This window comes from Rhodomicrobium udaipurense JA643, assembly GCF_000636015.1.
Classification (GTDB): Bacteria; Pseudomonadota; Alphaproteobacteria; order Rhizobiales; family Rhodomicrobiaceae; genus Rhodomicrobium; species Rhodomicrobium udaipurense.
The window spans coordinates 1-13,056 of record NZ_JFZJ01000090.1 but is presented as its reverse complement, the minus strand read 5'-3'; the positions used below and the strand labels follow the sequence as shown (position 1 = coordinate 13,056).

At 61.5% G+C, this 13,056-nt stretch carries 12 protein-coding genes; 4 read left to right on the top strand and 8 right to left on the bottom strand.

Annotated elements, in window-relative coordinates:
• The 8 genes from T281_RS12420 to T281_RS12385 form a co-directional block, all read right to left on the bottom strand.
• Positions 1-352 (bottom strand): twin-arginine translocation signal domain-containing protein (locus T281_RS12420; protein WP_037239358.1); only part of this gene is annotated, 352 nt, incomplete at its 3' end.
• A gap of 28 nt (positions 353-380) precedes the next feature.
• Positions 381-1,385, bottom strand: coding sequence for a threonine ammonia-lyase (locus T281_RS12415; protein ID WP_037239355.1), 1,005 nt, complete (start codon positions 1,383-1,385; stop codon positions 381-383).
• A 178-nt stretch (positions 1,386-1,563) separates the two neighbouring features.
• Positions 1,564-2,100, bottom strand: a complete 537-nt coding sequence (locus T281_RS12410) for a hypothetical protein (protein ID WP_037239353.1) — start codon at positions 2,098-2,100, stop codon at positions 1,564-1,566.
• A 174-nt stretch (positions 2,101-2,274) separates the two neighbouring features.
• A complete protein-coding gene (locus T281_RS12405) occupies positions 2,275-3,288 on the bottom strand; it encodes a glycosyltransferase family 4 protein (protein WP_037239350.1) in 1,014 nt (337 codons plus the stop codon).
• The gene (locus tag T281_RS12400) at positions 3,288-4,070 is read right to left on the bottom strand and encodes a UDP-2,3-diacylglucosamine diphosphatase (protein WP_276324639.1); all 783 of its coding nucleotides are present in this window, start codon (positions 4,068-4,070) and stop codon (positions 3,288-3,290) included. The genes T281_RS12405 and T281_RS12400 overlap by 1 nt, the downstream gene beginning before the upstream one ends.
• Positions 4,071-4,641: 571 nt before the next feature.
• Entirely contained in the window at positions 4,642-6,000 is a 1,359-nt protein-coding gene (locus T281_RS12395) for an OmpP1/FadL family transporter (RefSeq protein WP_081796777.1), read from the bottom strand.
• A gap of 352 nt (positions 6,001-6,352) precedes the next feature.
• Positions 6,353-7,639 (bottom strand): OmpP1/FadL family transporter, encoded by a 1,287-nt coding sequence (locus tag T281_RS12390; protein ID WP_155955228.1) that lies wholly within the window; start codon positions 7,637-7,639, stop codon positions 6,353-6,355.
• Positions 7,640-7,865: 226 nt separating this feature from the next.
• A complete protein-coding gene (locus tag T281_RS12385; protein ID WP_155955227.1) occupies positions 7,866-8,357 on the bottom strand; it encodes a class I SAM-dependent methyltransferase in 492 nt (163 codons plus the stop codon).
• 520 nt (positions 8,358-8,877) lie between these two features.
• Here T281_RS12385 and T281_RS12380 point away from each other — a divergent pair.
• From T281_RS12380 to soxX, 4 genes are all read left to right on the top strand, one after another.
• The gene (locus T281_RS12380) at positions 8,878-10,086 is read left to right on the top strand and encodes a phosphoglycerate kinase (RefSeq protein WP_052037438.1); all 1,209 of its coding nucleotides are present in this window, start codon (positions 8,878-8,880) and stop codon (positions 10,084-10,086) included.
• A gap of 138 nt (positions 10,087-10,224) precedes the next feature.
• Positions 10,225-11,289: a class II fructose-bisphosphate aldolase gene (gene fba / locus T281_RS12375; RefSeq protein ID WP_013419745.1), complete on the top strand. Its 1,065-nt coding sequence runs from the start codon at positions 10,225-10,227 to the stop codon at positions 11,287-11,289.
• Positions 11,290-11,367: 78 nt separating this feature from the next.
• Positions 11,368-12,168, top strand: coding sequence for a phosphoglycolate phosphatase (gene gph, locus T281_RS12370; protein WP_081796776.1), 801 nt, complete (start codon positions 11,368-11,370; stop codon positions 12,166-12,168).
• A 227-nt stretch (positions 12,169-12,395) separates the two neighbouring features.
• Complete coding sequence (soxX, locus tag T281_RS12365; RefSeq protein WP_052037437.1) at positions 12,396-12,896, top strand: sulfur oxidation c-type cytochrome SoxX; 501 nt, start codon at positions 12,396-12,398, stop codon at positions 12,894-12,896.
• Positions 12,897-13,056: the final 160 nt, after the last annotated feature.

The window sequence follows — 13,056 nt, the reverse complement described above, 5'->3', positions numbered from 1 at the left end:
CCCCAAGCGCTGCAACCCATTCCCTGACCGGTACCGGCCGCGATACGAAGCGCGGGCGCAGCGCATTCACGTAATCTCCGAGCAGCACGATCATGTCCGGCTTCATCGCGGCAAGCCGGGCGGCTATGTCGCCGATGCGGTGCGCGGACATCCACGGTTCGACGGCGTGGATATCTGTCATGACACCGATGCGGAGCGGCGCCGCCGAAGCGGGCCACGACGGGTGCGCGACATCCCACCCGGTCACGGCGAGCCGATAGCGCGGCTCCATGGCGAAGGCGTTCGTCGCGCCGATGAGGCCGGAGCCGACGGTCGCTGCTCCAAGGGTAAGAAAGCTGCGGCGTGTAATCATGTGGCGAATGATACAGCCCCACTTTTACCTATTCGTGGCGCAGCGTGGCCAATTCTTTATTATCTGAAATAATCTCGGCGAACAGGTGCGGGTCCACGTTGCCGCCCGACAGCACGATGGCGACGGTCCTACCCTCCACATCCAGCGCGCCGGACAGGATTGCGGCGAGGGCCACAGCGCCGCCCGGCTCCAGCACGAGTTTGAGGTCGCGCCAGGCATATGCCACGGCCTCGCGAACGTCCGAGTCGCTGACGGCGAGGCCACCCGCGAGCCGATCCTTGTTTAGCGCGAATGTGAGTTCGCCGGGCTCGGGCATGAGCAGCGCGTCGCAGATGGACTTCGCGCCGGGCTCATTCCGCACGCGCTTGTCGGCCGCGAGCGAGCGCGCGTAATCGTCGAAGCCTTTCGGCTCCACGGAATAGATCTCCGCTTCGGGTACGCGATCCTTCACGGCGAGCGCGACGCCTGCGATGAGGCCGCCGCCGCTTGCGGGCGCGAGCACCGCGTCGAGTTTCGCGCCCAAAGCTTCGGCCTGCCGCGCAAGCTCAAGCCCAACGGTGCCTTGCCCCGCGATCACGTAAGGATCGTTGAACGGCGCGATGAAATCCGCGTTGAGTTTTTCGCAAAGGTCGCGGGCGATGGCCTCGCGGTCTTCGGTGTCGCGGTCGTAAAAGACGATGTCCGCACCGCTGGCGCTCGTGCGCGCGATCTTGATCTGCGGCGCGTCGGACGGCATCACGATGGCGGCGTCGATTTCGCAGAGACGGGCGGCTTCGGCCACGCCCTGCGCGTGATTGCCCGACGAGCAGGCCACGACGCCGCCGGGGTATGCCTGACGGTCGACGCGCGAAACCCGGTTATACGCGCCGCGAAACTTGAAACTTCCGGTGCGCTGAAGCGCTTCCACCTTGCAGAGGATGCGGCCGCCGAGCTTTTCGTTCAGCGTGCCGAATTCGAGAAGAGGCGTCTCGACGGCGTAGGGCCGGATTCGCTTGTCCGCGTCAACAATGTCGTCAATCGTCGGCGTTTGCATGGAAGCGTCTCGCGTGTCGTTTGTCTCCGAGTATAGCTCAATTAGCGCTATTTTCGTTACCAAATCGCGAGACGCCCATCGGCAGGATAGATGCGCCACAGGGCGGTCGGGAACCCGAGCCGGGCGCAAATGATTGAGCGCGCACCAGGGGACTACGACCCTTGGTGCGTGATCGAATTTACTGGTTCGCCGTATCCAACTGCTGGACAAGCTGCTGCAAAAGCTGAGTGAGCTCTTGCACGGTTTCCTCTTGCGTAGCCTGCGTGCCGCCAGATTCATCGCCTGCCAACTGCTTCTGCAGCTTTTCCAGGACTTCCTGAAGCTCTTTCACGAGAGACTGAAGCTGATCGCTTTGTTCGCTTTGCTGCGTGCCACCGGCCTGGTCACTTGTCGACGCGCTGTTTGACTGATTGCTTTCCAGTTGGCTTTGCAGCTTTTCCAGGACTTCCTGAAGTTCCTTCACGAGAGACTGAAGCTGGTCGCTTTGTTCGCTTTGCTGCGTGCCGCCCGACTGTTCATTTTTCAGAAGCTGCTGGAGCTGATCCAGAGTCTTCTGAAGCTGTTGTATCGTCGAATTACTGTCCTGACTGCCGCTTTGCTGCTGAGCGTTTTCCAACATGCTCGCAAAATTGGCGGCGCCACCTGAGTCATCAACGAGTTTCTGAATGTCCTCAATGATTGACCGCAACTGGCGGATAGATCCTACGTCAAACATCGCTTCCCTCCGAGCTCTCGCCTAAGCTTTGGCTGCTCGGAAATTAGCTGGCTTTTGCTGTCCAAAACCTGACGAACCTCACGCACTGCCACCACGCTCGACCAGATGGCGGAAGGGAGCCCCGCCTTTACAGGTTGCCGAAAGGTGACGACTTGCGAGCACTCATCGCGACGGTCAGGCCGAGGCGCCGTTCGCCTCGACGACAATGTCAAGGAAGCGGCGGGCGCACGCGGCCCAGCTGAAGCGCTCGGCATAGGCGCGGCAGGCGGTGCGGTTGAGCTTCAGCGCGCCGAGCGCAGCTTCGCGCAGATCGTCGCCGATGATGCCGACGCGGCCATTATCGACGACATCTTTCGGGCCGGTGACGTTGAACGCCGCGACCGGAACGCCGCACGCCATTGCTTCGAGGAGCACATTGCCGAAAGTGTCGGTGAGGCTCGGGAAAACGAATGCGTCGGCGCTCGCATAATGCTCGGCGAGGTCGTCGCCGAACTTGGCGCCGGTGAACACCGCGTCGGGGTAGCGGTTGCGCAGTTCGTCGAGCTGCGGGCCTTTGCCGACGATGACTTTCGTGCCCGGCAGATCGAGACCGAGAAAAGCGTCGAGATTTTTTTCGACCGCCACACGTCCGGCATAGAGGAAGATCGGCCGCGGCAGATCGGGAAAGCGGTCCACCGCGCGCGGCCGGAACAGGTCGAGATCCACCCCGCGCGACCACAGATTCACGCGCCGGATGCCGTGCTCCGCCAGTTCCTGGCACAGCGATAGCGAAGCCGCCATCACGCCCACGCCCGCATTGTGGAACCAGCGCTCGAAGCCGTAACCCCAAGACAGCGGAACGGGCGCGCGCGCCGCAAGATATTCGGGGAAGCGCGTGTGGTAGCTTGTCGTGAACGGGCGGCCCGCCTTCAGGCAAAACGCACGCGTCGCAAGTCCGATCGGCCCTTCCGTCGCAATATGGATGAAGTCGGGCCGCGTGTATTCCACGCGCTCCGCGACATCACTTGGCCGGATGAGCGCAAGGCGGATCTCGTCATAGGTCGGCAGCGGAAGGGTGCGGAAGCCGTCTGGCGTGAGGAACGACAGATCGAAGCCTTCGGCGGCCGATTCCCGTTCCAGGTTCAGGTAGGTATTCACGACGCCGTTGATCTGAGGTTTCCAGGCGTCTGTTGCGAGCAGGATGCGCATTACGAGGTCACGGGCGCGACCGGCGTTTTGGACGGCTTCGATTCGATCGCGCGGAGTTGATCCGTCCAGCGTACGATTTCGAGCCGCCCGTCGAAATGCTCGACGACGGCGGTTCCGCTATCCACCCAATCGCCGGTGTTGACGTATTGCACGCCATCGATGATGCGCACGCAGGCATGATGGATATGGCCGCAGATCACGCCGGTTGCGCCGACGCGGCGGGCTTCGGCCGTGAGCAGGCCCTCGAATTTGCTGCCGTTGAAGATGCGCTTCGCGCGGTACTTCAGCCACGCCGATAGCGACCAGTAGGACATGCCCATTGCGCGGCGCACGACGTTGACCCCGACATTCACAGCCGATGCAACGTCATAGGCGATGTCGCCAAGCACGGCGAGCCATCGCGCCTTGTTCACGACGTCGTCGAACTCGTCGCCGTGGACGACGAGGAAGCGGCGGCCGTCCGCCGTGTCGTGGATCGCGCGCAGGCGCACTTCAAGCGTACCGAGCGTCGTGCCCGCGAGAATGCGCAGCTCTTCGTCGTGATTGCCGGGGATGTAGACGAGGCGCGTTCCGGCCTGCGCCTTGGCGAGAAACTGCTGGATCACCTCTGTCTGCGAGGCACGCCAACTCGGTCCCCGCCGAAGCCGCCAAAAATCGATCACATCCCCTACGAGGAAGATCACGGCGGCGTCGTGGGACTTCAAAAAACTCAATAAGTCCTCGGAGCGGCATGCTCGCGCGGCGAGGTGCATGTCCGAGAGAAAGATGGCGCGGTATCTCACGCTCGTCTTATATCGCGTCAAACCGCATCGATCTACCCCGGAGAGGAAATACGATTATTTTAAGCGCGTTAACGGCATGTGAAACCTATCCCCGGTGAAGCCCAGGATAAAAAAATGCATCCTGTCGAGATTTTGGCCACTCCTGGTGTGCCAGCGAGTGGGTGCCGGGGTGCGTGTGGAAGCGGAGGCGAAGCCGGAAGCGCGATTGCGCAAGTATCGGCGGCAAGGGCGAACGCGACGGGGCGGTGGCTGCGGTTCGATGGCGAACGGTTGCGCCCGGTTTCCAAGCCGCTCTGCTCGTCGGAGCCGCGAGCTTCACGGCACCAGCACGATCTTCGTTCCCGGCGCGGCGACATTTTGGCGCGATCTAGTGTGTCAGGCGGTTGCGGATCGTTCGTCCGGCGGTCGGCGAGACTTTCGTGACGAGGGCCGCTAGTTTCGTGGCGTCTCTCGCTTTCCGCGCGCGAGAGCTCTCTCTGTATGCCATCGCGTGCAAAAGATGGAGGGGGCACGGCCTAAACAAAAAAAGGGCCAGCTTGCGCTGACCCCCTTTGTCGCGTTCCGGATCCGCTTACTTGTAGGGTTCGAGAGCGGGGACCGGATCGCTCCATTTGTATTTCAGGCCAACCGAGACGAGGTCGACTGCGACGTCGGTGTTGCCGGCAAGCAACGTTCCCAACGGACCACCCGAATCGCCGCAATGGGATCCGCTGACCCCGCCGCTGTCGATGCAGAACTTGCCTTCGTCAAATAAGAGATGTGAATAGGCGAAGTCTACCGTGATCTTGTCGGAGTATTTATAGCTCGCGCCTACGCTCACGCCGATACGGTCTGAGTCTGGTATCAGAATGTTGCGCGTCTTGTTGTCGATCGGGGACGTTTCGTAGCTCGCACCGGTGCGCAGCGTAAGCGCGGGGCTGTATAGATACTCGAAGCCTAGTGCGTATTTCCAGCCGTCGCGGTAGTTCAGGTTCAGCGTTTCGCACGGCCCGCCCTGGCCCAATAAGGCACATGTCCCGCCAACAGCCTTGACGTTTCCGACCTTGCTCCAACCCTGCCATTCAACGGTGCCCAGCACGGTCAGGCGATCCGTAAGCCCTTGTCGGATCGAGAACGTCAGCTCGTCTGGCAGATCAATTTTACCGGTCGCGTCGGTGGAAAAGCCATTGGTGAGCTTGTAATCGCCTTCCAACTCAACGCTCACAGAGGAGCGGTAACCGAGGCCGATTGAAGTCGTCGCGGTCGGCTGCCAAATAACGCCAGCCGTGACGCCGACGCCCCAGTCGTCCGCGACATAGCTTCTTCCGGGAAGATTGGGCAGTTGGCTATTTACCAAGCTCAGCGGGGTCGCATCTCTTGCGAGTTTGATCTTGAAATACTCGATTTGCGCGCCTGCACCGATAGTGAGTGTCGGCGTAATCTTGTAAGCAACGGTCGGGTTGAGGTTCAGCGAGAAAATCTTCGAAGTTTGCGCAATGCCGTTACCGGACCAGTTCGTGTCGGGCTTCGTGATAAAGCCGAACGGAGCGTTCATCGCAATGCCAGCGTAAAGCCGGTCATTGATCTGGTACGTTGCATAGGACGCGGGAATGAAGGCATCCGTGCCGATGTTTGCTTCGGTGGTCCGACCGAAGGCGGGAGAGGTTTGGTGGAGAAGGCCACTATTCGACGTCATCTCAGCGTCGCCAAAAGCGATCGTGGCGTTCGTCGACGTGTTGAAGCCGGGGAGCGTTGCCGTCGCGGCCGAGTTCCAGAACATCGAGCTGATGTCACCGCCCGCGGCAGAACCGGCGAACGACATGCCCTGGAAATAGGCGGACTGCTCGCGCACACCGAACGAACCGGCGTTCGCATCGTCCGTCAGCGCGGCCCCAGCCAATAACGCGGCCGCGCTGATACACGCCAGCCGCACGAATTTCGATGTGCCCATAGTCCCCTCCCAAGCGAGCCTGGCGCCATGCCCAGCGCCTTTTCTTCCTCGTGGGGAAACTTAATCACCAAATTCCGGGGGCTGGCAATGGGCCGAAAGGGCGGCAGCGGGAGCCGAATCGGGCGTGAGCGCAAGGCGGAAAAGCCCATCGATGTGGGCTGTTGGCTAAGAAATATATAAATTAAGCAATGTGTTAAGATATCTCCGACGGATGGATCGCGATTGCAATACCCCGTCTAAACTGACGAATTTGTCAGTCGCGACGGAGCACTTGTTCAGCGTTTTGCCTGCTCACTGTTGCATGGCTGTCACGCAATTTTCGACAGGTCTGCGCGCCATTATCGCAAAATCGTTACTTGTAGGGCTCAAGTTCAACGGCAGGTACCAGACTGTATTTGAGACCGACCGAGAACACGTCGGCGGAGTTGTCCGAACTGCCTCGCACCAGGACCGCTTGTTCACTGCTGACGCAATGGGACGTTCCTGCGCCGTCACCGATGCAGAACGGGGCGTCGTCAAAAAATGCGTGGGCATAGGCGGCGTCCAGCCGGATGCTCTGGGACCAGTTATAGGAGCCGCCGAGCGAGAGGAGCACGTTGTTCGAATCGGGCAGTCCCGGATTGCGGTTGAAATCCGTGACCGGTGAAGAATCGTAGCCGACACCGGCCCGGATGGTGATGTCCGGGCTATACTGATATTCTGCGCCGACAGCGAAATACCAGGAGTCGCGCAGGTTCAGGTTGATCACCGTTCCCGCGCCGCTGTTCGACGTGACCACCAGGTTATCGATGCGGCTCCAGTTTTCCCACTGAGCCGTGCCGAGAAGTGTGAACCCCGGCAGCACGGCGTGCCGCAAGCTCCATGTGACCTGATCCGGCATGGTCTGGTCGAGTGTCGCGCGCGTGTAGACGCCTGGGCCCCGATAGCTCCCGTCGAGTTCGAGGCTCACCGCAGAGCGGTAGCCGATGCCGACGCTCGTCCCCGGCACCACTTCCCAGAGGAGGCCCGCTGTTCCGCCGACGCCCCAATCATCGCCACGGAACGCAGTGCCCGCGACGGACCCGAACGCACCGGAGTTCAGCCTTGTCTGATAATAAAGAGCCTGCACGCCGACGCCGATGGAGAGGTTGGGCGTGATCTTGTAGCCAAGCGTCGGGTTGACATCGACCGAGAAGATGCGCTGCGTCGATGCGGCGGGAGAGCCGGCCCAGTAATTGTCAGGCTTCGTTACGAGGCCGAACGGCGCGTACATCGCAAGCCCGGCGTAGAGCTGATCGTTGATCTGGTAGGTGTAGACGGAGGCTGCCGCCGCGCGCGTGGTCCCCGAATCCGTAGTCCTTCGCAGTCCGGCTTCGACGAATTTACCGCCATAGGCCGTTTCGTCGAGCGAGACCGCAATGGCCGTATAGGATGAGGACGAGTTCAGGCCGGGCGCAACCGTGGTCGCGGCCGAGTTCCAGATCACCGAGCTGACGTCTCCCCCAGCCGCCGCCCCCGCATTGGAGGCACCGAGGAAATATGTCGATTGAGGCCTCATGCCGAAAGCATCGGCCGCTTCCGCCGCGCCGTCGCCCGCCACGCCGTAAATCAGGATGCTGCCCGCCGTCAGGCAGAGCTTCAAATGGTGGCCGCTTGACATTATTTCCCCCGTTTTCAGGACGAGCGCGGCAAGGAGCACCGTCCATCGGGAAATCCGTAGCTGTCTCAGCTTGCATGAAACTGGCACGAGGCTGCTCGCGGCGGCCTGGCCGAACAACCGAGCGACTGAAACATGGCAGTTCAGCCATTATGAGAGGGCACGTGAGCGAGGGGGCGGCTTTGCATCGACGCCACAGGCGGAAATGGTACAGTGCGGCCCCCGCTCGTCAGATTTCGCGGGGTTGCGGCATGCGCTCGTAAACCCAGATCGCGGCGGGCGGAAGGTTAAGCCACACGCGCGTATAACGCCACGCCTTCAGCCGAAGCGCGTTGACCACGCGCGGCGGCACCGGGCTTGTCTGGCGGTAGGTGAATTGAACGAACATCCCGCCCTCGTCCAGCACCTGAAGGCTGTTCTTCATAACGAGATAGATGAGCTTCTTCGAGAAGAGCCGCATCGGCAGCGTCGATATGATGGCGCCGACATTTTCGCCATTGCGCTCCTGCCAGACCTTTGCGAGATCTTCAGCAGACCCGATCAGCACGTCCGTGTCGGGGAAGCGGCGGCGCAGATGGCCACCTAGGCGCGCGTCGATCTCGACCAGCGTAAGCTTGCCAGGCTCCACGCCGTTGCGGATCAATTGCCGCGTAACCGCGCCCGTGCCCGCGCCAAGCTCGATGACATGAGACTCGATTCTCCTGCCGAGTACCTCCGTCATGGCCCGGCCCACGAATGGGCTCGAGGGGAACAGGCTGCAAACCTGCAAGGGGTTTTCGATTGCGCGCTGCCAGAAAAGGACGGGCCCTTGGGCAGCCTGCGGAAGATCCGATAATTCTATGAGCTTACTCATGAAGGGCGCTATCTCAAACCCCCGGCGAAGCGGGATCGTTTAACGAATCGGATAACCCCGTGCCATCGGACAAGTTCGCGCTTTAAGCGGCCCCGCAGCGGCACGATAAGCGACCTGAATACCTGCTCGAATGTGACAAGCGTAAGACATACGACTCCGCCTTCACAATTGCAATCGGGCGCCGTCAGCTTGGGTGAAGAGCGCGTTAAATATCTCTGACTTGTCTATTGCACGCAGAAGTGTCAGGTAATCACGCAAGCGTCAACAAACCGCAACGCAGCGCCCTTAAGTTCACTTAAGGAGGTCTCGGCCGCGCCTGTCCAGCGGCAGGGGGCCCGCCCCGTTGTCGAAAAAAAACGGTCATCAACAAGCGCATCAGGGGAGAGAAATGACAGCAGTAGCTTTCGATTCGTTGAAGGATATCGCGTCCGCCGACGTCGCGGAAAAGCGTGTCCTCATACGCACGGACCTTAATGTTCCCATGGCCGACGGGCAGATCTCGGACGCCACGCGCATCGAACGGCTCCTGCCGACCTTCCGCGTCCTTGCGTCGCGGGGGGCGAAGATCGTCATCCTTTCCCATCTCGGCCGCCCCGATGGCAAGCCGGTCGCGAAGTATTCGTTGAAGCCTGTCGCTGACAAACTTGCCGCTATGCTCGGCGCGACCGTTGCCTTCGCCGATGACTGCGTCGGGCCTGCCGCTGAAGCGGTCGTGAACGCGCTCGAACCGGGCCAGATCGCAATGCTCGAAAACGTGCGCTTCCATAAAGAGGAAGAAGAGAACGATCCGGCCTTTGCCGCCGAACTCGCAAAGCTCGGCGACATCTATGTGAATGACGCGTTCTCCGTGTCGCATCGCGCGCACGCCTCGACCGAAGCTGTCGCTCATCTGCTGCCGGCCTATGCCGGGCCGTCGCTGCTCGCCGAGATCGGCGCGTTCAAGGTCGCGCTCGACCACCCCGAACGGCCGGTTGCCGCCATCGTCGGCGGCTCGAAGGTCTCGACCAAGATCGCCGTGCTCGGCAATCTTGCCCAGAAGATGGACTACCTGTTCATTGGCGGCGGCATGGCCAACACCTTCCTTTATGCGGACGGCGTCGCGGTCGGCAAATCGCTCTGCGAGCCGAATGCGATCGATACCGTGAAAGAAATCCGCGCGAGGGCCGAGGCGGCGGGCTGCAAGATCTTGCTGCCGGTCGATGCCGTCGTCGCGCGGGAGTTCAAGGCGAATGCGGAAACAGAAGTCGTGCCGGTGGGCGAAGTGCCGGCCGATGCCATGATCCTCGACATCGGGCCGCGCTCCGTCGCCGAATTCACGGGCCTGATCGAGCGCTGCAAGACGCTTCTCTGGAACGGCCCCGTCGGCGCGTTCGAAATTCCGCCTTTCGGTGAGGGCACGTTCGCGCTTGCACGCGAGGCGGCAGCGCTCACCCAGGCGGGCAAGATCGTAACCATCGCGGGCGGTGGCGACACGGTGGCGGCGCTGAACGCGGCTTCCGTCACGGACAAGTTCACCTATGTATCGACGGCGGGCGGCGCGTTCCTCGAATGGCTCGAAGGGCGCACGCTGCCGGGCGTGGCCGCGCTCATCCGCTAACGGCGCCGCGATCGGGTGAAAACCGGGTCGCAGCGCATTGACATGATTTCACACGGAGCGTCACACTGCGTTTTAAAGACGCATGCGGGGCGCTCCGCTTTGCTGACGAGAATTTCGTTCCAATAGGGAGAGGCTTGAATGGCCCGTATCACGCTAAGGCAACTTCTGGATCACGCCGCCGAGCACGGTTACGGCGTGCCCGCGTTCAACATCAATAACATGGAGCAGGGTATCGCCATCCTCGAAGCGGCGAAGGAAACCGACAGCCCCGTGATCATCCAGGCGAGTCGCGGCGCGCGCTCCTACGCGGGCGACCTGCTGCTCGGCAAGCTCGTCGAGGGCCTCGAAGTCCAGTATCCGACCATCCCGATCTGTATGCATCAGGACCACGGCAACAACGAAGAGACCTGCGCCAGCGCCATCCGTCTCGGCTATGACAGCGTGATGATGGACGGCTCGCTGAAGGCCGATGGCTCGACGCCCGCCGACTACGATTACAATGTCCGCATCACCTCGGACGTGACGCGCATGGCGCATTATGTCGGCGTGTCGGTCGAAGGCGAACTCGGCGTTCTGGGTAGCCTCGAAACCGGCATGGGCGAAAAGGAAGACGGCCACGGCGCGGAAGGCGTGCTGTCGCGCGAGCAACTCCTTACCGATCCGGACGAGGCCGCTCGGTTCGTCGCCGCGACGAAGGTGGACGCGCTCGCCGTCGCCATCGGCACCTCGCACGGCGCCTACAAGTTTACGCAGAAGCCCACGGGCGAAGTGCTCGCCATCGACGTCATCGAGAAGATCCACAAGCGCATCCCGGACACGCATCTCGTGATGCATGGCTCGTCGTCGGTGCCGGAAGAGCTGCTTGAGATCATCAACAAATACGGCGGTGCGATCCCCGAGACCTACGGCGTGCCGGTCGAGGAAATCCAGCGCGGCATCCGCTTCGGCGTTCGCAAGGTGAACATCGACACTGACCTTCGCCTCGCGGTAACGGCTGCGGTGCGTAAGGTGCTCGCCAGCAATGCGAAGGAATTCGACCCGCGCAAGTTCCTGAAGCCGGCCATCGAGGAACAGAAGAAGCTTTGCAAGGCGCGCTACGAGCAGTTCGGCACGGCCGGCAATGCGTCGAAGATCAAGATCGTCCCGGCAGCGGAGATGGCCAAGCGCTACGCCAAGGGCGACCTCGATCCGAAGATCAGCTAAGCCGCCTGGCTCAGACTGCGTTAAATCGGACCCGATCAGACGCAGGCAAGCCGATCGACAACAGAAACGTACGGCGTCGTGCCGAGCCTGATTTTCGTCACGCCGCTGTCGTCGCACAAGATGACAACATGGCCGGGCATTGTCCCGGCCATCGATATTTCACGGCTGGGAACGGCCGAAAATGAGGAGCAAGGCGTGACGGGTGAACCGAATTGGCCGCGTGCGGTGGTTTTCGACCTCGACGGAACATTGATCGACAGCGCGCCCGACATCACGCACGCGCTTAACACCGCGACCGGCAAACGCGGCCTCGCTCCTTTCGCCATGGATGAGGTGAAGGCGATGGTCGGCGGCGGCGTGCCGACGCTCGTGGAACGCGCACTCATCGCGCGCGGTCTGCCGCACCCCGATATCACGCCCGTGGTTCAGGATTTCATCGTCGCCTATCGCGAGAATCTGACGACGCACACCACGATTTATCCCGGCGCGCGCGCGTTGCTGGAGCAGCTCAAGGCCGAGGGCCGCAAGCTCGGCCTTTGCACCAACAAGCATCACGCCGCGACGCTTGCCATTCTCCAGAAACTCGACCTCGCCAAATATTTCAACTGTGTCATTGGCGAGCGCGAAGGACAGCCGCGAAAGCCCAATCCGGGGCCGCTGCTCGATGTGCTCACCGCGCTCGATGTCTCGGAATGCTGCGCTGTGATGGTCGGCGACAGCGAGGCCGATGTCGAATGTGCGAAGGCGGCGGGTGTCCGCTCCGTCGTCGTAACCTTCGGATACAGCCGCACCGCGCCCGAGCTTCTCGGCGGCGACGCCCTCATCTCATCGTTAGGGGAACTCCCGCAAGCGCTCGGGTCGATGCGAAGCGACGCCTGAGCCGCAGGACAACCTTAATTTGAGTCAAACTATATGGTTGACGCTCCCGCAAAGCTAAATATTGTAGCGCGCCTACGGGGTGGTTACGGATCGGGCGAAGAGATCCGTATTTCGGCCTCAAGCTGTGCATATGACTAGAAGATCAGCGTTTCCGCGTGGAATAAATCCTGTTCGACGCTCGCTGATTTAGCCGCTTTGTTGGGAAACGGCCAAGCTGAGGGCAGGAAATGGCTAAGATGCAGGGGCGCGCCTCGCTGTTTTTGTTGGCGGCATCGTTGGTTGCCTTCTCGTTTTCATGCGCGGCGGATGCGTCCGCCGCCGAATGCAAGCGCAAAACTGCGGGTTACTTCCTCGAATACATGAACCCCGATGGGCCGGGAAGGTTGGCGCTTTCGCTCCAGAGCATGCCGTCGCCGCTTACCGGAAAGCCGGGCGACGCTACGCGCGGTCGCGACGTGCTGGTCGACCGCCAGCGCGGCGATTGCCTCAGCTGCCACAAGATCAGCGCGGTTACGACGGTCGCGGATCAAGGCGGCATCGGCCCCGCCCTCGACGGAATCGGCGGTCGCTACTCGGAAGGGCAGCTTCGTCAGATCCTCGTTGATGCGAAGGTCTACTTTCCCGACGCTATCATGCCGTCCTACTACAAGTCTGACTCGGGCGAGCCGTCGATCCTGAACGCGGCGGAAGTCGAGGATTTGATCGCATATCTGAAGACGTTGAAATAAATCGGGCCGAGGGCAAGCCCGCTATTGGGAGGCGTACCGGTGAGAGGGAATCTCGGTGCGGCACTGTTTCAGATCGCAATTGGGATTTTTGCCGCTGCAATCTTCACCGCAGAAGGTGAGCCTCGCCGTGCCTTCGCGCCCGCAGACCCCGCGAACCCCC